This window comes from Paenibacillus sp. JCM 10914 (assembly GCF_001315105.1).
Classification (GTDB): domain Bacteria; phylum Bacillota; class Bacilli; order Paenibacillales; family Paenibacillaceae; genus Paenibacillus_AQ.
Genome location: NZ_BAZR01000001.1, coordinates 614,988 through 640,082 on the forward strand (window position 1 = coordinate 614,988; position 25,095 = coordinate 640,082).

Annotated in this window: 28 protein-coding genes and 2 pseudogenes; all 30 read left to right on the forward strand. The window is 48.3% G+C overall.

Features of this window, described 5'->3' with window-relative positions; translation table 11 throughout:
• Positions 1–53 precede the first annotated feature (53 nt).
• The 30 genes and pseudogenes from JCM10914_RS29160 to trpE all read left to right on the forward strand — a co-directional run bounded on the left by JCM10914_RS29160 (position 54) and on the right by trpE (position 25,082).
• Positions 54–200, forward strand: a complete 147-nt coding sequence (locus tag JCM10914_RS29160; protein WP_162834827.1) for a hypothetical protein — start codon at positions 54–56, stop codon at positions 198–200.
• Between the two features lie 99 nt (positions 201–299).
• Positions 300–1,648 (forward strand): annotated as a pseudogene (ypeB, locus tag JCM10914_RS02865) (germination protein YpeB).
• Positions 1,649–1,798: 150 nt separating this feature from the next.
• Positions 1,799–2,452, forward strand: coding sequence for a flagellar brake protein (locus tag JCM10914_RS02870; RefSeq protein ID WP_023957179.1), 654 nt, complete (start codon positions 1,799–1,801; stop codon positions 2,450–2,452).
• A gap of 75 nt (positions 2,453–2,527) precedes the next feature.
• Positions 2,528–2,779 carry a DUF5359 family protein gene (locus JCM10914_RS02875; protein WP_023957181.1) on the forward strand — a complete coding sequence of 84 codons (252 nt, stop codon included), beginning with the start codon at positions 2,528–2,530 and terminating at the stop codon, positions 2,777–2,779.
• Between the two features lie 97 nt (positions 2,780–2,876).
• Positions 2,877–3,557 (forward strand): (d)CMP kinase, encoded by a 681-nt coding sequence (cmk, locus tag JCM10914_RS02880; protein WP_023957183.1) that lies wholly within the window; start codon positions 2,877–2,879, stop codon positions 3,555–3,557.
• Positions 3,558–3,578: 21 nt separating this feature from the next.
• Positions 3,579–4,172, forward strand: coding sequence for a 1-acyl-sn-glycerol-3-phosphate acyltransferase (locus JCM10914_RS02885; RefSeq protein WP_023957185.1), 594 nt, complete (start codon positions 3,579–3,581; stop codon positions 4,170–4,172).
• A gap of 113 nt (positions 4,173–4,285) precedes the next feature.
• Positions 4,286–5,509, forward strand: coding sequence for a 30S ribosomal protein S1 (gene rpsA, locus JCM10914_RS02890; protein WP_023957187.1), 1,224 nt, complete (start codon positions 4,286–4,288; stop codon positions 5,507–5,509).
• Between the two features lie 209 nt (positions 5,510–5,718).
• A complete protein-coding gene (gene der / locus JCM10914_RS02895; protein ID WP_023957189.1) occupies positions 5,719–7,041 on the forward strand; it encodes a ribosome biogenesis GTPase Der in 1,323 nt (440 codons plus the stop codon).
• An 11-nt stretch (positions 7,042–7,052) separates the two neighbouring features.
• Positions 7,053–7,679, forward strand: a complete 627-nt coding sequence (gene plsY, locus JCM10914_RS02900) for a glycerol-3-phosphate 1-O-acyltransferase PlsY (RefSeq protein ID WP_023957191.1) — start codon at positions 7,053–7,055, stop codon at positions 7,677–7,679.
• Entirely contained in the window at positions 7,672–8,712 is a 1,041-nt protein-coding gene (locus tag JCM10914_RS02905; protein WP_023957193.1) for an NAD(P)H-dependent glycerol-3-phosphate dehydrogenase, read from the forward strand. Before plsY ends, JCM10914_RS02905 begins: the two co-directional genes overlap by 8 nt.
• Positions 8,713–8,776: 64 nt before the next feature.
• Positions 8,777–9,052 carry a stage VI sporulation protein F gene (locus JCM10914_RS02910; RefSeq protein WP_023957195.1) on the forward strand — a complete coding sequence of 92 codons (276 nt, stop codon included), beginning with the start codon at positions 8,777–8,779 and terminating at the stop codon, positions 9,050–9,052.
• A gap of 146 nt (positions 9,053–9,198) precedes the next feature.
• Positions 9,199–9,378, forward strand: a complete 180-nt coding sequence (locus JCM10914_RS02915; protein WP_023957197.1) for a DUF2768 family protein — start codon at positions 9,199–9,201, stop codon at positions 9,376–9,378.
• A gap of 44 nt (positions 9,379–9,422) precedes the next feature.
• Positions 9,423–10,013, forward strand: coding sequence for a hypothetical protein (locus tag JCM10914_RS02920; RefSeq protein WP_023957199.1), 591 nt, complete (start codon positions 9,423–9,425; stop codon positions 10,011–10,013).
• A 22-nt stretch (positions 10,014–10,035) separates the two neighbouring features.
• Positions 10,036–10,398, forward strand: coding sequence for a 2Fe-2S iron-sulfur cluster-binding protein (locus tag JCM10914_RS02925; RefSeq protein ID WP_036716810.1), 363 nt, complete (start codon positions 10,036–10,038; stop codon positions 10,396–10,398).
• Positions 10,399–10,423: 25 nt separating this feature from the next.
• Positions 10,424–11,170 carry a hypothetical protein gene (locus tag JCM10914_RS02930; RefSeq protein ID WP_148300175.1) on the forward strand — a complete coding sequence of 249 codons (747 nt, stop codon included), beginning with the start codon at positions 10,424–10,426 and terminating at the stop codon, positions 11,168–11,170.
• 483 nt (positions 11,171–11,653) lie between these two features.
• The gene (gene spoIVA / locus JCM10914_RS02935) at positions 11,654–13,132 is read left to right on the forward strand and encodes a stage IV sporulation protein A (protein WP_023957205.1); all 1,479 of its coding nucleotides are present in this window, start codon (positions 11,654–11,656) and stop codon (positions 13,130–13,132) included.
• Between the two features lie 258 nt (positions 13,133–13,390).
• Positions 13,391–13,663, forward strand: coding sequence for an HU family DNA-binding protein (locus JCM10914_RS02940; RefSeq protein ID WP_023957207.1), 273 nt, complete (start codon positions 13,391–13,393; stop codon positions 13,661–13,663).
• Positions 13,664–13,747: 84 nt separating this feature from the next.
• Complete coding sequence (gene mtrB / locus JCM10914_RS02945) at positions 13,748–13,972, forward strand: trp RNA-binding attenuation protein MtrB (protein ID WP_023957209.1); 225 nt, start codon at positions 13,748–13,750, stop codon at positions 13,970–13,972.
• A gap of 106 nt (positions 13,973–14,078) precedes the next feature.
• On the forward strand, positions 14,079–14,612 hold the full coding sequence (locus tag JCM10914_RS02950) for a hypothetical protein (RefSeq protein ID WP_023957211.1): 534 nt from the start codon (positions 14,079–14,081) through the stop codon (positions 14,610–14,612).
• 112 nt (positions 14,613–14,724) lie between these two features.
• On the forward strand, positions 14,725–15,585 hold the full coding sequence (locus JCM10914_RS02955) for a heptaprenyl diphosphate synthase component 1 (RefSeq protein ID WP_023957213.1): 861 nt from the start codon (positions 14,725–14,727) through the stop codon (positions 15,583–15,585).
• A gap of 10 nt (positions 15,586–15,595) precedes the next feature.
• Positions 15,596–16,351: a demethylmenaquinone methyltransferase gene (locus JCM10914_RS02960; protein WP_023957216.1), complete on the forward strand. Its 756-nt coding sequence runs from the start codon at positions 15,596–15,598 to the stop codon at positions 16,349–16,351.
• On the forward strand, positions 16,344–17,216 hold the full coding sequence (locus JCM10914_RS02965) for a UbiA-like polyprenyltransferase (RefSeq protein ID WP_023957218.1): 873 nt from the start codon (positions 16,344–16,346) through the stop codon (positions 17,214–17,216). The genes JCM10914_RS02960 and JCM10914_RS02965 overlap by 8 nt, the downstream gene beginning before the upstream one ends.
• Positions 17,216–17,818 carry a UbiX family flavin prenyltransferase gene (locus JCM10914_RS02970; protein WP_023957220.1) on the forward strand — a complete coding sequence of 201 codons (603 nt, stop codon included), beginning with the start codon at positions 17,216–17,218 and terminating at the stop codon, positions 17,816–17,818. The genes JCM10914_RS02965 and JCM10914_RS02970 overlap by 1 nt, the downstream gene beginning before the upstream one ends.
• 177 nt (positions 17,819–17,995) lie before the next feature.
• On the forward strand, positions 17,996–18,970 hold the full coding sequence (locus tag JCM10914_RS02975; RefSeq protein ID WP_036716905.1) for a polyprenyl synthetase family protein: 975 nt from the start codon (positions 17,996–17,998) through the stop codon (positions 18,968–18,970).
• A 112-nt stretch (positions 18,971–19,082) separates the two neighbouring features.
• Positions 19,083–19,526, forward strand: a complete 444-nt coding sequence (gene ndk / locus JCM10914_RS02980; protein WP_023957226.1) for a nucleoside-diphosphate kinase — start codon at positions 19,083–19,085, stop codon at positions 19,524–19,526.
• Positions 19,527–19,530: 4 nt separating this feature from the next.
• Positions 19,531–20,337 (forward strand): protein-glutamate O-methyltransferase CheR, encoded by an 807-nt coding sequence (locus JCM10914_RS02985; RefSeq protein WP_023957228.1) that lies wholly within the window; start codon positions 19,531–19,533, stop codon positions 20,335–20,337.
• 168 nt (positions 20,338–20,505) lie between these two features.
• On the forward strand, positions 20,506–21,675 hold the full coding sequence (gene aroC, locus JCM10914_RS02990) for a chorismate synthase (protein WP_023957230.1): 1,170 nt from the start codon (positions 20,506–20,508) through the stop codon (positions 21,673–21,675).
• Between the two features lies 1 nt (position 21,676).
• Positions 21,677–22,771: a 3-dehydroquinate synthase gene (aroB, locus tag JCM10914_RS02995; protein ID WP_023957232.1), complete on the forward strand. Its 1,095-nt coding sequence runs from the start codon at positions 21,677–21,679 to the stop codon at positions 22,769–22,771.
• A 3-nt stretch (positions 22,772–22,774) separates the two neighbouring features.
• A pseudogene (gene aroH, locus JCM10914_RS03000) lies at positions 22,775–23,151 on the forward strand (chorismate mutase).
• Between the two features lie 377 nt (positions 23,152–23,528).
• Positions 23,529–25,082, forward strand: a complete 1,554-nt coding sequence (trpE, locus tag JCM10914_RS03005) for an anthranilate synthase component I (RefSeq protein WP_023957236.1) — start codon at positions 23,529–23,531, stop codon at positions 25,080–25,082.
• Positions 25,083–25,095 lie beyond the last annotated feature (13 nt).

Here is a 25,095-nt window from a genome sequence, read left to right on the forward strand (position 1 = left end):
ATTCTAAAGACCTTGTCTGTCAGACAGGAATTAGAATGAGGGAGGTGCCTTTTTTGCGTGTCAAAGTAAAGATTTTATGCAAGGATTGCGGTGAACGTTTCATTCTCCGCGGCAAGAAGGAGCATGGCCGGATTGAAACCGGGTTTAAGCAATGTTTGTGCAACAACCGTGATCACTTCGAAATTGAAGAGAATTTCTAAAAGTATGAAGTAAGCAAGTAATTATACAGATATGCATAAGACTTCTTTCTTCTAGTCAAACTAACGTCAGTTGACGAAAAGAAAGGAGACTATCGCATCATGTATAAACGCTTGAGTGCTATACTGTTCCCGCTGGCTACCATTTTACTAATCGGAGCTTTGGTGTGGGGATATCAAGAGAATAAAGAGAAAAACGCGATCCTGATTAATGCGGAGAACCAATATCAACGGGCATTTCACGACTTGTCCTACAACATGGACAGGATTCATGCCGAACTCGGTAACACCCTTGCGGTTAGCTCGACTTCACAGGGGATGCATCGTAAAGGTTTGATGAATGTATGGCGCTTAACGAGTGAGGCTCAGAACGAAATCAGTCAGTTGCCGCTCGTGATGTTGCCGTTTAGCCAAACGGAAGACTTTCTCTCCCGTATTTCCAATTTTGCATACAAGACAGGGGTGCGCGACTTAACGAAGGAACCGCTGAGCGACAATGAAATGAAAACCCTTAAGAGCCTGTACGCGAATTCCGGTGATATCACGAAGGATCTTCAGGCTGTACAGGACAAAGTCATTGCCAACCATCTGCGCTGGATGGATGTGGAAACGGCATTAGCCACCAACAAGGTGAAGGATAATTCCATAATCGATGGTTTCAAGACCGTAGACAAAAAAGTGGAGTCTTATCCGGAACTGGATTGGGGTCCATCGGTTAGCAGCATATACACACGTCGATCAGTTAAGCAATTAGCCGGTATGCCGATCTCGGAAGAGGATGTTAAGCGAAAAGCGCTGAAATTCTCCGATGCAAATGACCAAGCCAAAGTTGAAGTGACGATGAACGGTAAAGGTACCGAATGGGTCTCTTATACGGCAAAAGTAAAGCATCAGAACGGGCATCTACTCAGCATGGATTTCACGGAAAAGGGCGGTCAGTTAATCTCATATACCGATGAGCGTGAGGTTGGTTCGAAAAAAGTTTCTGTGCAGCAAGTGATCGATAAAGCACAGGAATTTTTGAACCATAAAGGGTACTCGGATATGACCGTGGTCTCAGCCGACCAGTATGACAATCTGGCTAACTTCTCATTCGTGCGCGAACAGGATGGGGTTCTGATCTATCCGGAGAAGATTACGGTGCGTTCCGCTATGGACAACGGCGATGTCATCGGATTCCAGGCGAGTGACTTTGTATACGAGCATCAAATGAAGCGTGACATCCCACAGCCTAAGTTGAGCCTTGCTGAAGCGGAGAAAATGCTCAATAAGGATTACAAAGTGCTCTATCATGCAAGGCGTTGATCAAGAACGACCAATCGGAAGATGTACTGTGCTACGAATTTGGAGGACGCATTAACGGTGCTCAGTACCGGATATACCTCAATGCGGATACCGGGCTTGAAGAGACGGTAGAAGTCGTTAAAGACGCGCAAGCCGGGATTAAATAACAAATAGCGACAATTCATATAAGAGCCGAGTAGGGGCATCCCTATTCGGCTTTTCGTTATGCACAAATGAAGATTTTGTCTCAATCAGTGCCGGATCCCGTGATATAATGGTAAATATTGATTATCATGAAGAACGAGTGGGTGAGGGCTTTGTATCCAAAAATCAATGATGTTCTCTATATTCAACTGGATACGGGAGATGAAACCGAAGCGAAAATCATCTATAAATCCCGTATTTCCGACATGAATGACGATTCCATCTTTATGGAAGTTCCACTGCAAGAAGGCACCGGAAGATTGAAGAAGCTTTATGTCGGAGACGAGCTGTCAGCCTATTTCTTGACGGAAGGCGGTGTTAAGAATTATTTCAATTCCTATGTGCTGAGCCATCATGAAGACGTGATTCGTCTGGTTCGCATCAAGCTGCCGGAACCTGAGCACATTACTAAAGTTCAGCGTAGAAGCTTCCTTCGAGTGCAGGCCGATCTCGAATTGTCGGTCACCACCAAGGAAGGAGCCCGCTTTCTGGCTAGGACCGATGATGTGGGCGGTGGTGGCATATCGTTCCATTTGCGGCATGATCAGACGATTACGGAGGGAGAAGTACTTTCCTGCTGGATTTTGATTCCGTATAAGAATGGGTCGGTAGAGCACGTGCCGTTCGAAGGGGAAGTGGTCCGAATTAAGCAGCTGCCTACGAGTCGTAGCATTGTAATGCTGAAGTTCAATCAGATTCTGGACATGGAGCGGCAGAAGTTGATCCGATATTGTTTTGAACGGCAGTTCGATTTCCGAAATCGCTAGTTTGATAATGCATAATTAGAGTTTGCCTTGGGTAAACTAGCGGGAAATTTAGTGTCGAAAAGGATAATGGCCCATATGTCAGATCAAGAGCGCGAATGGAAAGAAGATGAGGGACAAGCTCCTGGAGAATGGTTTGGAACGATGCTGCTAAAGCTGATTATCGGCCTTGGCATCGTCTTGGTTATCACACAGCTCCTCTTGCATTACGAGCCTTCGAGGCATTATATTTCGCCTGTGCAACAGATGGAGGGTGTGCCGCTCAATGAGCGAAATGTAAACGATTGGATGGGAGAAGACTTCTCCTTACTTTTGCATCACTCTAGCTAGTGTGGTATAATTTTCACGTCGCAGGCGGGCGCCTGCTTTTTTCTTGAATGAATGATGTTTGTGATTCAGAGGGATATGTTTGAGGAGGAATGCCCCGTTGGTTACGCAGGGGACAGGTTATCGCGACAGAATGAACATTGCCATCGACGGCCCTGCAGGAGCGGGTAAGAGCACCGTAGCAAGAATGGTAGCGAACAGGCTGCAATTCATCTATGTGGATACCGGCGCTATGTACAGGGCAGTTACCTGGTATATGCTGAACCAAGGGGTTTCTTCGGAAAGCCCGGAGCTAGTGCTTCAACTTGCACAGAACATGACGATCGAATTGAAACCGCATGAGCAAGGCCAGATGGTCTTGGTTAACGGGGAGGATGTTACGCCTTTCATTCGTTCACACCAGGTTAGTGCAGCCGTATCTCAATACGCGCGAATCGAAGGTCTGCGGACCAAGCTTGTCCGATTGCAACAGGAAATGGCTTTGGGCAAGGGCGTGGTCATGGATGGACGAGATATCGGTACAACGGTCTTGCCGGATGCCGAAGTCAAAATCTTCATGACAGCCACAGTTAAGGAACGGGCTCTCCGCCGCTTCAATGAGCTTCGTGATGAAGGCATAACGCTGGAACAACTGGAACGAGATATCGCACAGCGTGACCGATTGGATCAGGAACGCGAGGTGTCTCCGCTGCGATGCGCAGAGGATGCTATTGTGCTCGATACGACACATATGGATATCAATCAGGTTGTGGACGCGATTCTTTCATATTGCGAAACTTAAGTAGGATGGGGAGAAATAGGCATGATTTATATTTTTTGCAGAGCGGTTGTTCGAGGGGTGTTCGCTATCCTTTACAGATTCGAATCTGACGGTGTACATAACATTCCTTCAGAAGGCGGCGTGCTCATTTGCAGCAATCACATCAGCGTCAGGGATCCGATATCTGTCGGAATTCATGTCAAACGCCAGGTGAAATTCATGGCGAAGGCAGAATTGTTCAAAATTCCTGGCTTTGGATGGTTGGTTCACAAGCTTGGAGCATTTCCCGTCAAGCGCGGCGGGGTAAGTAAGGATGCCATCAAGACGGCGCTTACGATTTTGCGCCAGGGAGAGATCATGGGGATTTTTCCTGAGGGGACCCGGAATTCGGATTCTACTGCCGCCAAGCGTGGGGCAGCAAGCTTTGCTCTAAGAAGCGGTGCAACGGTAATCCCGGCAGCGATTATCGGGGATTACAAGCCGTTCCGCAAAGTCAAGATTATCTACGGTGCACCCGTTGACATGTCTGAGTTCGAAGGGAACAAATCACCTGAAGCATTGGACGCCGCAACCGAAAAAATCATGACGAAAATTCATGAAATGCGTGCTAGCGGCAATCCGACCGTATCAGGTTGAATATTCTTATGTATAAAACATGGGAATATAGGAAAGATACTACAGCAATTATGTTTTGAACTTCGCCAACGCGAGTTTAAATAAATGGGGTTTGAATTGAGGAGGTTATTGACATGTCGGAAGAAACAAGAAATCAAGAGGCTGCCGAAGTGCAAAGCCAAGAGCAGCTGGACCAAATCGTATCCTTGAAAAAAGGGGACACCGTGAAAGGGACGATCGTCAAACTGGAGGATAACCAAGCTTATGTAAGCATTGGATATAAATATGACGGTGTAATTCCTGTTCGCGAACTGTCTTCGGTTCAGCTTGACAATGCATCTGAAGCGGTTCAAGTTGGGCAAGAAGTGGAATGCAAGGTTGTCAGCATCAACGATGACAAAGAGAGCCTTGTATTATCAAAGCGCGCGATCGACACCGAGAATTCATGGGAAGATCTCGAGAAGCACTTCGAGGTTCAGGATGTATTCGAAGTAACGGTGGCGGACGTGGTTAAAGGTGGTCTCGTGGCCGACGTTGGCGCACGTGGCTTTATTCCTGCTTCCATGGTAGAGCGTCATTTTGTTGAAGATTTCAGTGATTACAAGGGCCGCACGCTCCGCGTGAAGGTGAAAGAACTGGATCGTGAGAACAACAAAGTGATCCTGTCCCAGAAAGATGTTCTGGAAGAGGAATTCGAAGCCAATAAGCAACAGGTTATGGTGCAATTGCAAGACGGTCAAGTACTGGAAGGTACTGTGCAGCGTCTGACGCAATTCGGTGCATTCGTTGATGTAGGCGGTGTTGACGGACTGGTACACGTGTCCGAGATCGCTTGGAATCATGTGGAGAAGCCAGCGGATGTATTGTCCGAAGGCGACAAAGTCAACGTGAAGGTGCTGAAGGTAGATCCAGAGAAAGGCAAGATCAGCCTCAGCATTAAGGCTGCTGGTCCTGGACCTTGGGAATCTGCAGGCCAACAATTTAACACAGGCGACATCGTTACAGGTGTTGTTAAGCGTCTGGTTACCTTCGGTGCATTTGTTGAATTGGCACCTGGCGTGGAGGGGTTGGTTCATATTTCCCAAATCTCCCACAAACATATCGGTACGCCTCAAGAAGTGTTGAAAGAGGGTCAAGAAGTACAAGTCAAAGTCCTCGATATTAACACATCGGAGCAGCGCGTTAGCCTTAGCATCAAAGAAACTGAAGAAGCACCAGCGCAGGCTCCAAGAGCTGAGAAACCGTCCAAAGGTCCTAAGATCGACCTGAAAGACAACCCGAACGTTTCTTTGAACAACCAAGGCATGAGCGTAACGCTCGGCGAGCGTTTCGGCGATAAACTGAGCAAATTCAAGTAAGCCCGGGGAACCGTTTTGTACGGTCCAAGGACCTACCTTTACGAAGTTGGCGAGCCAGATTTCTGGGTTCGCCTTTTGTTTTTCTATAGGATGCCGCTCAGGGATGCGGTATCATGGGGATGAGCATAATAGAATTCAAATGAAAAGTTAGCCAATTGAAACGTTTTTTGCTATGATGATAATCGTAAGAATTGACAGGAGGAGTGACTATGGCAAGACCCGTAGTGGCTATCGTCGGGCGACCTAATGTCGGTAAATCGACGATATTTAACCGATTGATCGGCGACAGATTAGCCATCGTTGAAGATAAACCGGGAATTACCCGTGACAGGATTTATGGAAGCGCGGAATGGAATGGAAAGGCGTTTAGCGTCATCGATACCGGTGGTATCGAAATAGATGGTGATGATATGATCCTCAAGTCTATCCGGATGCAGGCCGAGTTAGCGATTGAGGAAGCGGATGTTATCGTTTTCATGTGCGATGCCAAGACTGGTGTCACCCAGTCCGATGAAGAAGTTGCACAAATCTTATTCCGTTCTGGCAAGCCAGTCATTCTGTCTGTGAACAAAGTAGACAATTTAAAACGTGCGGACGATATTTATGAATTCTATTCTTTAGGATTTGGTGATCCGGTTGGAATATCAGGCAGCCACGGCACCGGAATCGGAGATCTGCTTGACGTTGTCGTTGAGAACCTGCCAGAGCTTGAAGATGACGGGTATGATGAGGATGTTATTCGCGTCGCTTTGATCGGCAGACCAAATGTGGGCAAGTCTTCCCTTGTCAATGCTATATTAGGGGAAGAACGCGTTATTGTTAGTGACGTTGCAGGGACTACCCGTGATGCGATCGATACGCCATTTGAGAAGGACGGACAGCGCTATGTGCTCATTGATACGGCAGGTATGCGCAAACGGGGTAAGGTATACGAGACCACGGAGAAATACAGTGTCATGCGTGCCATGCGTGCCATCGAGCGTGCTGATGTTGTATTAGTGCTTATCAATGGGGAAGAGGGTATCATTGAGCAGGACAAGCATATCGCCGGTTATGCTTATGAGGCAGGCAAAGCTTCTGTATTTGTCGTAAACAAGTGGGATGTCGTGGACAAGGACGATAAGACGATGCAGCAGTTCGAGAACAAGATCAGGGATCATTTCTTGTTCATGACATATGCACCTGTCGTATTCCTGTCGGCGAAGACCAAACAGCGCTTACACAAACTGCTTCCCATTGTGAAACATGTGGCAGATCAACATTCACTCCGTGTGCAGACTCATCTGCTCAATGACGTGATTTCGGATGCGATTGCAATTAATCCACCACCAACGGATAAAGGCAGAAGATTGCGCATCAACTATTCAACTCAGGTAGCGGTGAAACCGCCGACCATGGTTGTGTTTGTCAACGATCCTGAATTAATGCATTTCTCCTACGAGCGATATTTGGAGAACAAAATCCGGGCGGCGTTTGACTTTAAAGGTACACCCATCAGGATATTTACTCGAAGAAAGTCTGATGAGAGTTAGGGGAGAGTAGCTTGATTCTGGAGATCATAGCGATTGTATTGTGTTATTTACTCGGATCTGTGAGTTTTAGCGTACTGCTTGCTAAGATGTTGAGAGGGATTGATATTCGCCAACATGGCAGCGGCAATGCGGGTGCTACCAACACACTCCGGGTTTTGGGGAAGGGTCCGGCCATCCTTGTACTTGCTTTGGATGTAATCAAAGGCATCGCTGCTGTCTGGATCGGCCGCTGGCTTGGCGGTGACAGTGAGTGGCTGCCAGGTTTATGCGGAATCGCCGCGATCATGGGTCATAACTGGCCGCTGTATTTCAAGTTCCGTGGCGGGAAGGGCATTGCGACGGCGATTGGTGTATTGGCAACTCTATCTTTCCTGCCCGCGCTTTATGCAGGAATCATAGCGATCTTATCTATCGTCTTTACCCGTTATGTATCCCTTGGTTCTTTGATTTTTGTCGCATTGACGCCTGTATTTTTACTCATAGCCGGCTATCCTTGGCCTACTTTTTGGACAAGCTTAGTCATATGCATCTTCGCTTTCTGGCGACATCGTAGTAACATTGTGAAAATCGTACAGGGTCGTGAGAACAAGTTGGGGTCTGGAAAAGGTAAGGAAAAAGGAGGGAAGCGCGTTGTCTGACAAAGTCGCTGTATTGGTGGCAGGAAGTTGGGGAACCGCTTTGGCAAGTGTTCTTGCTGCGAATAAGTTGAATGTTGTCGTATGGACAAGAACTGGGGATCAAGCGCGTGAAATCAACGAAACCCACACAAATCAACGTTATTTGCCTGATGTTGCACTGCCTTCCAACATTCATGCTACAACGGATATGAAAGCAGCGGTAACCGGGGCCGCGGCGATTCTCATTGTGGCTCCATCATCTGCCATGCGAGTGGTTGCCAGTCAACTTAAACACCATTGGAACAAGGACCAACTTGTCATTCATGCCACGAAGGGGTTTGAAATCGAATCCTTGAAACGGATGTCCACCGTGATTTCCGAGGAACTTGGCTGCGAGGAAGCGCAAGTCGTGGTTCTTTCGGGTCCAAGCCATGCCGAGGAAGTGATCCGGCGCAATCCGACGACGGTTGTGGTCGCCTCATCGAACAATGAGGCTGCTTCCAGAGCCCAGGATCTGTTTATGAATACGTACTTTAGAGTATATACGAATCGAGACATGATCGGGGTGGAACTGGCCGGAGCTCTGAAAAATATTATTGCTTTAGGCGCAGGGATGTCAGATGGACTCGGCTTTGGTGATAATGCCAAAGCGGCGCTGATTACGAGAGGCTTGGCGGAAATTACCCGTATCGGCATGGAGATGGGGGCAAACCCGCTTACGTTTGCCGGGCTGGCCGGTATCGGGGACCTCGTGGTGACGGCAACAAGCCAGCACAGTCGTAACTGGCGTGCAGGCTCCATGCTCGGTCAGGGAAAGCCGCTCGATGAGGTTCTGAATTCCATGGGGATGGTGGTCGAAGGCATACGAACCACCAAAGCGGCCTTTGCCATATCGCAAAAGTACGGAGTACAAATGCCAATTGCTGATCAGCTTTACCATGTCCTCTTCCAGGATCGTAATCCGCGAACGGCTGTAGAGGCACTTATGGGCCGAGACCCCAAGACGGAGATGGAGCTTATGCCGCTTGAAACTTGGGAGCAATGGCACACCTAGCTTATTCACCATTCCGACGTTCTTCTCATATATTGTGTTGAGGATGGTCGGAGGAGGGGTGGAAATGAGCAAAAGCTTTCACAAGGATGTATTGAATGCGATCAACAAAAAAAGCGGCAAGAAAATTTCTTCGGGGGCTGTCAATAAGCTGGCTAGTACGGTTAAACCGTCTACAATGCAAAATGAAGCCCAGCTCCGTCAACTGATCAAGCAAGTATCTTCCATGGCCAACATACCGGTTAGTGAAGATACGATCCAGGAAATTGTATCAGCAGTGAAGAAAAGCGGCATGAACGCAGGCAATATGGAAGCTTTAATGAAAATGATGATGAACAAATAGGACCTTTAATTAGGCTGAGCAATAAGCCGTATCCTGCGGGACGCGGCTTATTTGTTCATGCTTTCGTCACAGGTATGATGAGGTGCTTTCATTTTCATGATATAATAAACTACATAATTTAATGAAAGATTGGAGCGTTTCGTGACATGGATCCGATGCAAAAAATGTGGCTGTCCATGATCGCATTACTCATTATGGCCGTATCCGTCATTGTCGTGACGTTAGCCCGCAACAAGACCAAGGGCTTTCTGAGAGGCATCCTTTCGTTTATGGCTTTTATGATGATGATCATAGGATTTATTCTTGGACTTGCCTCTATAATCTAGCGGTAAGCCGCAATGGATGCGGATAGTAAGAAGGAGTGTTCAAAGTGTCGTTTCATGATACGCCAAAGCTGGGCAATGGACTTGCTTCCATCGTATCTAAATTACATCAGTCCAACGTACCATGGTTACTGGGGGGAAGCTGCAGCTTGCGTCTCCAGAACGTTTCATTGGATAAACCACCACGGGATATTGACTTGTACGCGGATATACTGGATATCCCACTGCTTCATCAGAGACTGATCACCCTGGCCTTGGATTCACCGTATATGGACCAAGAGGGCATGTATTCGTCGATGCTAAGTCATTATGAGTGGGAAGGTGTACCCATAGAACTGGTGGGTGGATTTGAAGTAACGAGCTCGGGCTCTGTTTATGTGGTTGAGATTAAGGATCTGTTATATCAGGCGGCGCCGGTTCGACAGATCGGTCCGCTCGAATTGCGGTTGATGCCGTTATCACATGAGCTTATTTTTAATATACTGCGTGATCGGCCTGATCGTTATGAAGCGATTGCAAAGGCCATGAGGCAGGAGATGAACCAACATAGCAGCCTTCTGTTTGACATGATGGATCGATATGACTTGCATGATCTGCACCGCATACTGATTCATCGATTGATGGGAATAAGTACATAAGCATGATAAGGAGGGCGACACCTTGGACTTCGAAGTACTCTTTAAACCTGATCTAAAAAAAACCAAGGTTCGGCCTTACACCAACGTTCTAGACGCATCTCGGAGGGCTGGAGTCCGTATCCCGACCCGTTGCGGGGGGAAGGCTGGATGTCTGATGTGCAAAGTTATAATAACAACAGAAGAGCAGCGGCATTGCCTGCCCCCGGAAGCCAAGGAGATACGAAAGCTGGGTGGCTTATTACTCGAACAAGGCTACCGGCTCTCCTGCCAGACCCGAGTGACTGGCAATCTCACCGTATCAATCCCTGAGGACCCGCTAAAGGCCGCTATACGTAAGCAACTGGAGGCGGCAAGAAACAAGACAGATCATGACGACTTTATATAAACTGGAGGATGATGATAGTTTGAGTATGTTCACTTGGATGAAACGGGCTGCACGTCCCGCTAGATGGACTTCTGCAGCGATAATCCTGGCGATCGTTCCGTTTGTATTGACTGGATGTCTCTATCCGGATGAGAAAATGCAGGAGAATAAGGTATCCTATAAAGAAAGTGTACGAAGAATACAGGATGCCGTAGACGATTTCTATCAGGAACAGAGCATTCTACCTATTATTACGGCAGGACCCGAGGTACCTCGTTATGAGAAATATAGAGTAGATCTGGATCAGCTGCACAATAGAGGATATATCGATCAGATTCCGAATACGGCTTTTGAGAAAGGTGGAAGCGGATACTTCCTCATTATCAATGAGGAAACGGAGCCTACCGTTAAAGTAATGGATCTGAATACGACTCAGAAGGTCAACGATGTACAGCGTGCCGTCAATCTGTACAAGATGTCTCATGACAACGCCCTGCCTGCGGGAGAGGAACTGTATCCTGGTTACATGAACGTGGATTTATCGAAGACAGATGCCAAATCACTCAAACTGATGAGTGTATACTCCGGACAGGAAATGCGCTTTATGATGGACGAGGCAGGCACGGTGTATGCTGATTATGCGTTTGATATTATGCAGGCCGTGGAGAAGAATGGCGAGCAGCCACAGACAGGTGAAGATCTGCGAGTATATCTGGAGAAGGAATCCTACTTCGTCCCTGTCAAATCAGTAGCTTATGAATGGAAAGATGGCCAACCAGTGGCGCAGTTGTAAGCCCAACGATAGGATTTCCGTTATATGAAAGACTTTACATTCGGTCTGCTATGGCCGCGTGTGAAGTCTTTTTTTTGTTAAGTGAAATCTCTGAGGAATATCTAGTAAAGTCCGTGCATATTCATAATCTGAAAGAGTAGTGGTGCGGGCAAGAGACGGCTGCCCAGTAAGGCTTGTATGAGATATCAGGCACAGTAAGAGCTAGTAACCATGAAATCTGGCATCTCAAAAAAAATTGGACGGACATTCAGGGCAACCGTCATATTTTTGTTCCCGGTACATATGATGTTACTAGTCCAAATGCATGTACGAGTTACACCGCTTTGCCGTTTCCATCAATAGCTCATGGAATACCGGCGGCGGAATGCTGGCGACATTGTAAAGGCTGCTCATCTGTTGCAATGGCTTTGACTATGAGTGGAACACGAAGCGGATGCTCTTAAAGCATTTTTCCTTCGGAGTAATTTGAGGAGGGGATCTCTTTTGGAAAAAGTGGACATTTTTAAGGACATTGCCGAACGGACCGGAGGGGACATTTACTTAGGTGTTGTCGGTGCCGTCCGTACGGGAAAATCAACTTTCATCAAGCGGTTTATGGAGACAGTCGTTCTTCCGAACATTACGAACGAGGCGGATCGCGTAAGAGCTGTTGATGAGCTGCCTCAAAGTGCTGCTGGGAAAACCATCATGACAACCGAGCCGAAATTCGTACCGAACAATGCGGTACAGATCAAGGTAACGGATGGTCTTGAAGTTAACGTCCGGATGGTAGACTGCGTTGGTTATGCGGTGGATGGTGCCAAAGGCTACGAGGATGAGAACGGGCCGAGAATGATATCGACCCCATGGTTTGAAGAACCGATTCCGTTCCAGGAAGCGGCTGAGATTGGAACACGCAAGGTGATTCAGGAACACTCCACACTCGGCGTGGTAGTGACGACGGACGGCAGTATCGCAGAAATTCCGCGCAGTTCTTACATTGAAGCGGAAGAGCGAGTGATTGAGGAACTGAAGGAAGTTGGGAAGCCGTTCGTAGTGGTGATCAACTCCACTCGCCCACGCAGCGAGGAAGCGCTCCAGCTCCGCAGCGAACTGGCGGAGAAATACGATATTCCAGTGATGACACTCAGTGCAGCGACGATGACCGAAGATGACGTTACGGGCGTACTGCGTGAAGTATTGTATGAATTCCCGGTTCATGAGGTGAATGTAAATCTGCCTAGCTGGGTGATGGTACTGAATGAGAACCACTGGCTGCGCAGCAACTACGAGAACTCGGTCCGAGATACGGTGCAGGATATCCGCCGCTTACGTGATGTTGATCGGGTAGTCAGTCAATTCATGGAGTATGACTTCATCAATCATGCAGGACTCAGCGGCATGAATATGGGGCAAGGCGTAGCAGAGATTGATCTCTTCGCTCCGGATGAATTGTACGATCGCATCCTGATGGAAGTGGTCGGTGTTGAAATCCGCGGCAAGGATCATCTGCTGCAGTTGATGCAGGATTTCTCGCACGCCAAACGAGAATACGACCGCTTCGCAGAGGCGCTTGAGATGGTGAAGACGACAGGCTACGGCATTGCCGCACCTTCCCTTGCCGAGATGGCGCTTGATGAACCGGAATTAATCAGACAAGGAACGCGCTTTGGCGTACGGTTGAAAGCTACCGCGCCTTCGATTCATATGATTCGCGTCGATGTGGAATCCGAATTCTCACCGATTATCGGAACCGAGAAACAGAGTGAAGAACTGGTTCGCTACCTGATGCAGGACTTCGAGAATGACCCGATCAAGATCTGGGAATCCGATATCTTTGGACGCTCATTGCATTCGATCGTCCGCGAAGGAATCCAAGGGAAGATTGCGATGATGCCTGACAATGCGAGATACAAATTGCAGGAAACACTCGGGCGCATCATCAACGAGGGCTCTGGCGGATTAATTGCGATCATACTCTAATTAGCACCGAAAATAGGTGAAGATAACAGCCGTTAGCAGGTCAAAAGTCCTGTTTAGCGGCTGTTTTTGTTGATTTCTATAGTCCAATGAAGCAAAACGCTTGAAATTATAAGATGGCTGTATTACTATAAATTTGTTCCGCGTCATGCATTTCTTACGCGAAATAAGGGTAAAATACCCGATTGCACGTATAATTTGTGTTAAATCGGAAACAGTGAATAGCAAGTAGAAATTGATTTCTTGTTAGGAGGTGAAAGAATGAACAAATCAGATCTGGTTACTCATGTGGCTGAGTCTACCGAGCTTTCCAAGAAGGATGCAACGAAAGCAGTTGATGCTGTATTCGATGCAATCTCCGAAGCCTTGCAAAGTGGTGACAAGGTACAGTTGGTTGGCTTTGGTAATTTCGAGGTTCGCGAGCGCTCTGCACGTAAAGGCCGCAACCCGCAAACAGGTGAAGAAATCGAAATCCCTGCGAGCAAAATTCCTGCATTTAAACCTGGTAAAGCGCTCAAAGACGGAATCAAATAAAGATTTCTACATATTACCTAGGAGCAAAGGTCGTGAATTCGTTCACGGCCTTTTCCTTTAGTAGATGTAGCGGGGAGGCACATTATGGAGAATGTTCAGAATGGGGACTATTTTATTGTGAAGGCGCTGGATCACGGCGTGCAAGTCATCGGACTTACGCGCGGACAAGATACCAGATTTCATCATACGGAGAAGCTGGATAAAGGGGAAGTGATCATAGCCCAGTTTACCGACCACACCTCAGCCGTGAAGATACGTGGCAAGGCCGAGATCATGACCAAGCATGGAAAAGTAGAGTCCGGAATTTAATTAAGACATGTATACGTAAAGCAGGCATAGCCTGCTTTTTTTCTTTATACAATGAGGTATGGACTGCGTGGCTGCGGAAGAGACTAGGGGGAGAAGGAGGCAACCTATGACAAATTGGAAAGCATGGCGGGCTGTATTGGTGCCAGCGATGATCTCATTCATATTGATGGCATTCATTATTCGCATTCCGTCTTATGGCTATGGTGCGGTTACGGCAGCGATGCCGTATCACCAGAAGGAACTGAACGATGATGTCCTGGTCGATGCATTAATGAGCCTTCCTCTTCACTTGACGATCAGCCGGGCGGATTATGATAATGGAGAACTGACGTTAGATATCAAGTTGAACGATGTTTCGAATCAGACCCGGGAAGTGTATGAAGATGTCGCTACCATTATGTCCTACAGCTTTGAGGGAACGGATAATGTACAGCAGTTGTTTCTGCGTGTCGTTGCGATTGACCGCTGGGGAGGAAAGCGTTATATGCTGCTAGCCAGTAGCTTGAGCAGAGCAGAATGGAATTCAGCTTCGGCCGAAGCGCTGTCCGAACTGTCTGGCAGCGACGTGCCGCCTTCGCTTGCCGCCGAATTGCATCTGACGCTTACTAAACTTTGGCACAAGCAGTTCAGCGGGCTGTGAAACGGGTAAATTAGTAATGGACAGGGCATGTACGTGCCCTGAACATGTGTTATAATAGATAAGATTGAGGGCTCAATTGGATAATAGAACATCAAGTGCACGGAGGCTGAGAATGAGATCGTATCGCGTACCAGGACTGGCAGAGAAATATATGAATTATGATATGATTCAGAATCACACGGAACTACCGGGTTTTCCGGACGCCCGTGTTCATTTGTTATACATATTTTTAAAGGATTCCGGGCGTAACGAGGCCGGACGGGAAGAATTGTACGCGCTGGTTACTTCACTGGTACAGGTGGGGCTCGATACACATGAGAGCATTGATATTGCCGAAGGTAACCAAGGGGAAGCCGTCATGCGCTCAAGGCAGCTCAAAGTGCTGGCAGGGGATTATTTCAGCAGTCGATTCTATCAGCTCTTAGCTCTTCAAGGCGATATCGATGTCATCTCGATTCTTAGCAAGGCTGTTAGTGACGTGAACGTGAAGAAGATGAAGCTGTATGGCAGAATGAAAGCAGCGGTCATATCCTCTGAAGAATACCTGCACCACATGGTACAGCTGAATATGCAGCTGTTTCTTTCTTTTACGCCACTAATGGACGGACCGGCGCGAGAACTGTGGGAGAAGCTGCTTAGTGAATTCAGCCAGTGTGAGACGATCGTGCATGAAATGGACCGCTCAGCAACACCTGAATCCGGGAGATGGAGCTACAGTTACTGGTATTTATTGGAGACGGGCAGCGAGGACGAGCGCACGATGCTGCTTGGCAAGAAATCCGAGATGAAGGATTGGAAGAAGCTGATCCTGAAGTACAAGGTATCGGAGCATATGCTGGACAAACTCCGGGCATCGGTTGGCAGCATACAGATTCTGCTGGCAAGCCGTGCCGGTGAGAGTCCATATGCTGCTTTGCTGGATCCGTTTATGAAGCAGCTCAGTACGTATCGGTCTGTCGTGAGTGAAGGTTAGGGGGATACAAGTGGATAATCGAACAACCAAGGTAAACGCGAAACATGATGGCAAGAATCCGAAAGAGCAGTACGTTCATTCCGTATTTGAGAGCATTGCCGGTAAATACGATATTATGAACGATGTTCTCAGCTTCCGCAGGCACAAAGCTTGGCGTAAGTTTACCATGAAGAAGATGAACATGCGTCAAGGTCATACGGCGATCGACTTATGCTGTGGTACTTGCGATTGGACGATCAGCATGGCCCATGCAAGTGAAACTGGACACATAGTTGGACTTGATTTCAGTGAAGGAATGCTGAATGTGGGACGTGAAAAAGTAGCCAAGGACGGACGCGACCAGCAGATTACCCTCGTTCAGGGTAATGCCATGAACCTCCCGTACGAGAATGATACGTTCGATTACGCTACGATTGGCTTCGGACTTCGTAACGTACCTGATTACATGCAGGTGCTTCATGAGATGAAGCGGGTTGTTAAGCCCGGGGGCATGGTGGTATGTCTCGAATTGTCCAAGCCTACCTGGCAGCCTTTCAAAGGACTTTATTATTTCTATTTCCAACAGATGCTGCCCTTGATGGGTAAGGTGGTCGCCAAGCGATATGAGCAATATAAATGGCTGCCAGAATCGCTTGCGCTATTTCCCGGGCGGGAAGAGTTAGCAGAAGCTTTTCGTCAGACCGGATTGAAGCAGGTTCAAGCCTTTCCCTTGACTGGCGGCATCGCAGCCTTACATATTGGGATCAAGGAGAATCTGGATGTTTAAGAAAATTGGTGCTTATCTTGAAATGATCAAAGTAGAGCATACGCTGTTTGCTCTGCCTTTCGCATTTATGGGGGCGCTGGTTGGCTCCGCGGTCGTATTTGACCAATTACCGTCCTGGGCTGATATCGGCTGGATCTTTCTAGCTATGTTCGGCGCACGCAGTGCAGCCTTTGGACTTAATCGGTTAACGGACCGGCATATCGATGCGAAGAACCCTCGTACAGCGGGCCGGGCCATCCCGGCAGGCTTGCTTAAGCCGCTTGAAGTGATATTATTCATCATCCTTTCGTTTGCCGTCTTTTTCTGGGCGACTTATATGTTGGATCCGTTTGCGTTTCGTTTACTGCCGTTTGCTATTTTTATGCTTATTATTTACTCCTTTACGAAACGTTTTACCTGGCTCTGTCATTTAGTGCTCGGACTCACGACCGCCTTGGCTCCGCTTGGAGGCTGGGTGGCGGTAACCGGTCAAATCGACTGGAAGGCGATTGTGTTCTACGTTGCTTTGGCGTTCTGGACAGCCGGATTTGATATCGTTTATGCTTGCCAGGACGAGAAGTTTGACGCGAAGGAGAAATTGTACTCCATCCCTTCCCGATTCGGCCTGCATAAGGCATTATGGTTCGCACGAGCCTTTCACGTCGTAACAGCCGTCGGCTTTATTCTTCTATTCTTTGTTACTCCGCTAGGCTGGTGGTATCTGATCGGGATGATGATCGCCTGCGGAATATTGTTCTATCAACATTATATCTTGTCGCCTAACGACATGAGCCGACTGCAAACCGCCTTCTTTACCATGAACAGTACACTGAGCATTATTCTGTTCGTGTTTACTCTAATTGATTTGGTGGTGCGATATAGCTAATGGAAGTCACGCGCAGAAAAAGCTGGGTTGTCGGTATAACGGGGGCTAGCGGCAGTATCTACGGTGTTCGCCTTACCGAAAGCCTGCTCTCGCTGGGCTATGACGTACATTTAATTATTTCAAATGCGGGCTGGCGTGTGCTGAAGGAAGAACTCGACTTTCAAGCAGGTAATCGCGAAGCGGTATTGGCCGAACATTTCGGTGGATATGAGGGGAGCCTGATTTATCACCCGATCGCTGATATCGGAGCAACGATTGCGAGCGGTTCTTACCTCGTTGAAGGGATGATCATTATGCCATGTTCGATGGGGACTCTATCCTCCGTCGCACATGGCTCCTCTGACAATCTGATGGGACGAGCTGCTGATGTGATGCTGAAAGAAAGTCGACCGCTTGTGCTCGTTCCCCGAGAAACGCCACTGCACGCGATCCATCTGGAGAACATGCTCGCGCTGGCTCGTCTTGGGGTAAAGATCATTCCGGCAATGCCAGCGTTCTATTACGGACCGAAGACAATTGATGATATCGTGAATTTTCTCGTGGGCAAGGTATTGGATAGTTTGCGCATTGAACATCAACTGTACAAAAGATGGGGAGATTGATGTGCTGGAGTCAGTTAGGAAGAGTTATACTAACGCTTGGACAGTATTTCATTATGTCAATACGTCAATACTGGATACTTCTGCGGGATGATTGCGGCAGTCTGATCGGGCCATTGATGTACGCTACGATTGCCTTAACGAGCGGTGAAACGAGAAACTAAGCATATGGGTGAAGAGATGAAACGATTTGACATATTCGGAACATTAAAAAAAGATATGGACGTCATCGAACGGGAGCTCTACCAGAGCATCGAGGGTGATAGTCCAGAATTGACGGAGACGTCGCTACATCTGCTGCGGGCAGGCGGCAAACGCCTTCGGCCTGTCTTCGTGCTGCTGGGAGGCAAGTTCGGGAATTATAATATTGATAAGCTCAAGTATGTGGCGGTCCCGTTGGAGCTAATCCATAGCGCTTCACTCGTTCATGATGACGTTATCGACGATGCGGATACTCGGCGCGGCAAGCCGACCGTAAAAGCCAAGTGGGACAATCGGATTGCCATGTATACCGGTGATTATATTTATGGCCGTGCCCTCGAGCTTACGACATATCTGAAGCAGCCACAGATTCATCAGATTTTGGCTAAAGCCATGGTGGAAATGTCGATTGGTGAAATGGAGCAAATTCGAGACTTCTTTAATACGGAGCAGAATATTAGACGATATTTACGGCGAATTCGCCGTAAAACCTCGCTACTTATTGCGGTGAGCTGCCAACTAGGTGCATTGGCTGCCGAGGCGGATCGCAAGGTCGCGAGCAGTCTGTATCGTTTCGGTTATAACGTCGGGATGGCCTTTCAAATTCAGGATGATCTGCTTGATCTATGCGGCACCGAGAAGCAAATCGGCAAACCGCCAGGCAGTGACATGCGCCAAGGCAACATCACGCTTCCCGTCATATTTGCGCTAGAGGATAGCAGCCGTAGGGAAGCGCTGCTGGGGGAACTAGAGCGGATTCATATGCTGAATGGACAGTGTGACGTATCAGAAGCGGTGAAGCTCGTAACGGGCAGCGAAGGCATTGGCCGAGCGGAGTTGCTGGCGGATCGTTATATTGCGAAAGCGCTGCAGGCGCTGGAGACCTTGCCTGACATCAAAACCAAGAAACAGCTCCGGGACATCGCAAATTTTATTACTAAGCGTTCATATTAGTCTTACCGACGCCGAGGCTTTCTGTTAAAATACGGGTACAAACATGTAACATCACGCGAGCATGGAATGATTGTTCAAGATCCTAAAAGCGAGAGGAAGAGTGATGAGGCCTATGGAACGTACTTTTTTGATGATTAAACCGGATGGTGTACAGCGTGGATTGATCGGCCGAATCGTCGGCCGTCTGGAGGATAAAGGGTTTAAGCTGGTTGCTGGCAAGTTCCTGCACATATCGGACGAGCTTGCCCATCGTCATTATGCAGAACATGAGGGCAAAGATTTCTTTGCCAATCTGGTCGGGTTTATTACATCGGGACCTGTATTCGCCATGGTATGGGAGGGGGACGATGTTATCGCCCTGTCTCGTCAGGTTATCGGTAAGACGAACGTACAGGAGGCGCAGCCTGGGACGATTCGTGGAGACTTCGCTTCACATACGCCACATAATCTGATTCATGGCTCGGATTCCCCGGAAAGTGCGGAACGGGAGATTGCTAATTTTTTTGCGGAGCATGAAGTGGTTCAATATGATCGAACCCTCTCCCCTTGGCTGTAACCGCATGACGACTGAACAGGAAATGATGCTTGAGGATCCGGACTACACCGACTTCATTCGTAAAGTGGAACGGAGTACCGGCATTAATCTGGCTGATTATAAGGAATCACAGATGAAGCGGCGGCTGACCACCCTTCGCGTGAAGAAGGGTTTTAACACATTTGCTGATTTTTATGATGTCATGGCGAAGGATAAACAACTCCTTCATGAGTTCTTGGACCGAATGACCATTAACGTTTCGGAATTCTGGCGTAATCCGAACCGATGGGAAGTGCTGCGGGATCAAGTGCTGCCCTTGCTGATGGAGCAGAATCCCGGAAAGTTGAAAATATGGAGCGCCGCTTGTTCTACTGGCGAGGAGCCGTATACATTGGCGATGATACTGGCGGACAAGCAGTTGTTAAGCCGGGCACAAATCGTGGCCACCGATATCGATGACGGCGTGATACATAAAGCGAAGGAAGGCCTATATGTGGAACGTTCCTTGAAGGATGTGCCGGTTGAAGTGGCTGAGCGTTATTTTAGAGCAGAAGGCTCGTTTTATCGTTTCAGTGAAAGTTTGAAGAAGGAAGTGTTGTTTCAGAAGCAGAATCTTCTTACGGATCGCTTTGAGGCCGGTTATGACTTGATTGTGTGTCGCAACGTGATGATCTATTTCACAGAGGAAGCGAAGCATAAGCTGTATTTGAAGTTTGCCGCGAGCTTGAGACCCGGTGGATTTCTGTTCGTGGGAAGCACGGAGCAGATCTTCAATCCATTGCAATACGGGATGGAGAGCCATGAGACTTTTTTCTATCGCAAAGTTCAATAATCACTGATATATTCAGCCTAAAAGCGCTTTTCCATCCTGGGATGAGAGGCGCTTTTGCTTGTCTTATGACGTTCTTGTCAAAGCGTGTGACCTATACTATAATGATCAGAAGATGTTTACGGATTTTAGCAGTTTAACGCTTAAAAGTATATAAGGGGGAGAAACAGCATGAGTTTACGCTTTTTAACTGCTGGAGAGACACACGGTCCGCAGTTGACTACCATCATCGAAGGCCTGCCAAGTAATTTGGAGCTTGATTTCGAGGCACTTAATTTCCAGCTTCACCGGAGACAGAAGGGGTATGGACGGGGACGCCGGATGCAGATAGAGAAGGATACGGCCGAGATCCTCGGCGGTGTGCGACATGGATATACGACCGGTGCACCGCTCGCACTCGTCGTCCAGAACAACGATTGGAAGCATTGGCAAAATATCATGAACGTAGAGCCGGTTGAAGGCAATGACGAAGCGAAGAGGCGGATACATCGTCCCCGCCCCGGCCATGCCGATCTGAATGGCGGCTTGAAATATAATCTGAAGGATCTGCGTAACGTTTTGGAGCGATCCAGCGCGCGCGAGACAACGGTTCGTGTGGCGGTTGGTGCGATTGCCAGACAATTCCTAGCACAATTCGGTGTGAAGGTAGCGGGTCAGGTAAGACGGATCGGTGAGATTGAAGCTCCGCTTCATCATCTCCCGATTGATGAATTGATTGAGCGTACCGAAGCTTCATCTGTCAGGGTGACGGACGAAGAGACCGAGAAGAAAATGGAAGCATACATCGATCAGATCAAGAAGGAAGGCGACTCGATCGGCGGAATCGTGGAATGCATCATCGAAGGACTGCCTGTCGGATTGGGCAGCCATGTGCAATATGACCGCAAACTTGATGGTCGTATCGCACAAGGCGTCATGTCAATCAACGCTTTCAAGGGCGTTGAGGTGGGTATCGGTTTCGAAGCAGGCGAACTGCGCGGCTCTCAGGTGCACGATGAGATTATGTACAGCGAAGAACGAGGTTACTACCGGGCGACGAATCGGCTTGGAGGCTTTGAAGGCGGGATGACCAATGGTATGCCGATTGTCGTTCGTGGGGTTATGAAACCAATTCCGACGCTTTACAAGCCGTTGCAAAGCGTGGATATCGACACGAAAGAGGCGTTTACTGCACAAGTTGAACGCTCTGATGCATGCGCAGTTCCAGCCGCAAGCGTGGTCATGGAGCATGTCGTGACCTGGGAAGTAGCCAAGGCGTTTCTAGAGAAGTTCGGCGGCGATTCCATGGAGGAAATCCATGCGAACTATCAGAACTACCTGAAGCAGCTGGGGAATTATTAAGATGAGAACACTTCAGGTGGAACTTGGAGAACGGTCATACCCGATCTATATTGGCGCAGGCATTCTGGATTCCATTGGAGAATTATGTGCCAAGCACGGTATATCGAAGAAAAGCCCGCATTTGATCGTAACCGATGATAAGGTCGGGCCGCATTATCTGGATAGCGTTGTATCGAGGTTGAAGTCCGAAGGTTATCATGTGCTGACGCACGTTGTCCCGTCTGGCGAGTCCTCAAAGTCGCTTGATGTGTACGAACAGGTGATGACGACTGCAATTCAGGCCAAATTGGATCGCAGTTCTGCCGTGTTCGCGCTAGGCGGAGGCGTTGTAGGTGACCTGGCCGGTTTTGTGGCTGCTACATATATGCGCGGCATCACCTTTGTTCAAATTCCAACGACGATCTTGGCTCACGATAGTAGCGTTGGTGGCAAAGTCGCCGTCAATCATCCTCTAGCCAAGAATATGATCGGTGCATTTCATCAGCCCGTTATGGTGCTGTATGATGTCGATACGTTAAAGTCACTTCCTGCCCGCGAAGTCTCTTCTGGGCTGGCTGAGATGGTAAAGCATGGTTTAATCCTGGATAAGGATTTCGCTTACTGGTGCTGCGAGAATGGCCACAAGCTTTTGGCTTTGGATGCCGAGACCTTGATTCATGGTTTAGAGCGTGGTTGTGCTATTAAGGCAGATGTCGTCTCCAAGGATGAGCGGGAAGGTGGCCTGCGTGCCATTCTGAATCTTGGTCATACGATTGGTCATGCGATCGAGGCGGTTGGAGGATACGGTCGTTTCCTGCATGGGGAAGCGATTGCGATCGGTATGGCCGGCTCGGCGATGCTCGCCGAACGTCTTGGCAGGGACGAGAGTCTGTACGGTGAGACGATTCGCATGCTGAAAGCTGTGAACCTGCCGGTACAGCTGCCACAAGATGTATCGATTGATCAGATTATGGATGCGATGCAGCATGACAAGAAATTTACGGAAGGTCAGATGGTATTCATCGTACCGGAAGCCATCGGTTCGGTCAGCATTGTTAAGGATGTACCGGTAGAAGCTGTGCGATCCGTGGTCGAGCAGTTGAAAGGAGAGGGATAGTTCATGATGAATCGCGGCATCCGTGGGGCAACAACCGTCACCCAAAACGACGAACAGGAGATTTTGCAGGAGACGCTTCGGCTGATGGAAGAGATGATCAGACGCAATGAACTGCAGCCCGAGTATATAAGTAACATCTGGATTACGATGACCCAGGATCTGAATGCAGCTTTTCCTGCTAAAGTCATTCGCCAATTGGCAGGTTGGGATTTGGTCCCGCTGATGTGTTCAGTCGAGATTCCAGTAGAAGGCAGCTTGCAAGATGCATTCGATTCATGGTTCAGGTGAACACAGACAAGAGCCAGAGCGAGATCAAGCACGTATACCTGAATGAAGCCAAGAAACTTCGTCCGGATTTGTCTGGATCGAACGCCGGGTAGGTTTTTGGTTGCCGGAGCTAAAATTCGGGGTTGCAGAGTGCAGGGGAAATCCTGTATAGTGATATCAGAATAGCAGAGTAGAGTTAGGTTTTTTAGATGAGTTGAGTTGAGAAGAGCTGAGGCAAGTTAGGCATGACAGAATTGGAATGGAAATTGTATTTCCTATGTGCAGCATATATCAGGTCGGTATCTCGATTGTTTTCGTGCAAGGCACGTTACGATTAGACGAACCAAGACATCTGATGCAAGTGCACATGTTAGGATATATCTCTTTTCTTATCCATGCTCTTTTTTCATATCTCTTGTTTAGAAACGTCAACCTCTACTTCGGTAGAGGTTTTTTTGTATTTACCTACACGAATGAAGGAGGGATTCATATGGCACATCCGTCGAAGGAGCAAGTGGTAGCAATGGCAAGCGAATATAATCTGATTCCGGTTGCTATCCGATTGTTAGCCGACATGGAGACCCCGATCCGCATTTTCCAACGATATGCACAGCGGACACGGGCATTTTTACTTGAGAGCGTTGAGGGCGGGGTCCAGTGGGCAAGATACTCCTTTATCGGAACCGATCCCTTCTTAATGATTAAAGGTAAACGAGGCATGATTGAAGTTGAGCGCAACGGTGAGCGTTCCGTATTGAAAGGTAAGCCTGTGGAAGAATTAAAGGCGCTGCTACGGACGTATCGCAGCCCACAGCTCAAGGAAATGCCGCCTTTCACGGGTGGAGCAATCGGCTTCTTCGGATACGACCTGCTGCAATATTACGAGAATTTGCCGGCACACGCGCTGGATGATCTCGAGATGGACGACATCCGCTTCATGTTCTGTGATCAGATCATCGTGTTTGATCATGTGAAGCAACAGATCATGTTGATTGGCAATGTCCATGTTAAACCGGGTGATTCCGATGATGATGTTCGTGCCAGCTACGCTCACGTGCTCCGTAAGCTGGAAGCAGCCGCACAGCAACTCCAGGAGCAAGGGCCGCAGGAGAACGTCAATTCCAGAGGGATACCTGCTAATGTGGACATGGGTGACATTAAATCCAATATGACCAAAGAGAAGTACATGAAGAATGTCGAGCAGGCGAAAGAGTATATCCGTGCCGGCGATATTTTCCAGGTCGTACTGTCCCAGCGGTTTCATATCGATACGGAAGTTTCGCCATTGCAGGTATATCGAGTCCTTCGGACATTAAACCCTTCGCCATACATGTACTATCTCAAGATGGATGACGACATCATCGTCGGGACGTCTCCGGAAGCATTGGTAAAGGTTGACGGAAGACGCGTCTCAACCAGGCCGATTGCAGGCACAAGACCAAGAGGTGCTGATGAGGCCGAAGACACACGTCTCGCCGAAGATCTTCTCCAGGATGAGAAAGAGCGTGCCGAGCACTTGATGCTCGTCGATCTGGGGCGTAATGATCTGGGACGTGTGTCGGAATTCGGCACGGTAAAATGCGAGTCGTTTATGGAGATCGAGAAATATTCGCACGTTATGCACATGGTATCCGGAGTAACCGGCCAGTTGGATGAACACAAGGATTTCTTCGATGCTTTTCTATCGTGTCTCCCGGCGGGTACCGTGTCGGGGGCTCCTAAACTGAGAGCGATGGAGATCATCGCGGAATTAGAGAGAGAAGCCAGAGGGGCGTACGCAGGAGCAATTGGATACCTCGGATTTGGCGGGAATATGGATTCCTGCATTACGATTCGGACGATTATTTTTCGGCAGGGTAAAGCGTATGTGCAAGCAGGGGCGGGAATCGTGTGGGATTCCGTACCCGAGAAGGAATATGAAGAGACTGTCAACAAAGCGATGGGCATGCTCAAATCGATTCGGGTGGCAGAGGCAATGTTCCTGCCTGACAATGACATGAACGATATGATCAATCAGGACTATCTTTACCAATACACGCCTTAAGCCAAAGAGGAGG

Coding starts and splice junctions, on each gene's coding strand:
- JCM10914_RS02875 (WP_023957181.1), top strand. CDS start 2,528: ATGTCAGATCAAGAGCGCGAATGGAAAGAAGATGAGGGACAAGCTCCT.
- JCM10914_RS02885 (WP_023957185.1), top strand. CDS start 3,579: ATGATTTATATTTTTTGCAGAGCGGTTGTTCGAGGGGTGTTCGCTATC.
- rpsA (WP_023957187.1), top strand. CDS start 4,286: ATGTCGGAAGAAACAAGAAATCAAGAGGCTGCCGAAGTGCAAAGCCAA.
- der (WP_023957189.1), top strand. CDS start 5,719: ATGGCAAGACCCGTAGTGGCTATCGTCGGGCGACCTAATGTCGGTAAA.
- JCM10914_RS02910 (WP_023957195.1), top strand. CDS start 8,777: ATGAGCAAAAGCTTTCACAAGGATGTATTGAATGCGATCAACAAAAAA.
- JCM10914_RS02915 (WP_023957197.1), top strand. CDS start 9,199: ATGGATCCGATGCAAAAAATGTGGCTGTCCATGATCGCATTACTCATT.
- JCM10914_RS02930 (WP_148300175.1), top strand. CDS start 10,424: ATGTTCACTTGGATGAAACGGGCTGCACGTCCCGCTAGATGGACTTCT.
- JCM10914_RS02940 (WP_023957207.1), top strand. CDS start 13,391: ATGAACAAATCAGATCTGGTTACTCATGTGGCTGAGTCTACCGAGCTT.
- mtrB (WP_023957209.1), top strand. CDS start 13,748: ATGGAGAATGTTCAGAATGGGGACTATTTTATTGTGAAGGCGCTGGAT.
- JCM10914_RS02950 (WP_023957211.1), top strand. CDS start 14,079: ATGACAAATTGGAAAGCATGGCGGGCTGTATTGGTGCCAGCGATGATC.
- JCM10914_RS02955 (WP_023957213.1), top strand. CDS start 14,725: ATGAGATCGTATCGCGTACCAGGACTGGCAGAGAAATATATGAATTAT.
- JCM10914_RS02965 (WP_023957218.1), top strand. CDS start 16,344: ATGTTTAAGAAAATTGGTGCTTATCTTGAAATGATCAAAGTAGAGCAT.
- JCM10914_RS02970 (WP_023957220.1), top strand. CDS start 17,216: ATGGAAGTCACGCGCAGAAAAAGCTGGGTTGTCGGTATAACGGGGGCT.
- JCM10914_RS02975 (WP_036716905.1), top strand. CDS start 17,996: ATGAAACGATTTGACATATTCGGAACATTAAAAAAAGATATGGACGTC.
- ndk (WP_023957226.1), top strand. CDS start 19,083: ATGGAACGTACTTTTTTGATGATTAAACCGGATGGTGTACAGCGTGGA.
- JCM10914_RS02985 (WP_023957228.1), top strand. CDS start 19,531: ATGACGACTGAACAGGAAATGATGCTTGAGGATCCGGACTACACCGAC.
- aroC (WP_023957230.1), top strand. CDS start 20,506: ATGAGTTTACGCTTTTTAACTGCTGGAGAGACACACGGTCCGCAGTTG.
- aroB (WP_023957232.1), top strand. CDS start 21,677: ATGAGAACACTTCAGGTGGAACTTGGAGAACGGTCATACCCGATCTAT.
- trpE (WP_023957236.1), top strand. CDS start 23,529: ATGGCACATCCGTCGAAGGAGCAAGTGGTAGCAATGGCAAGCGAATAT.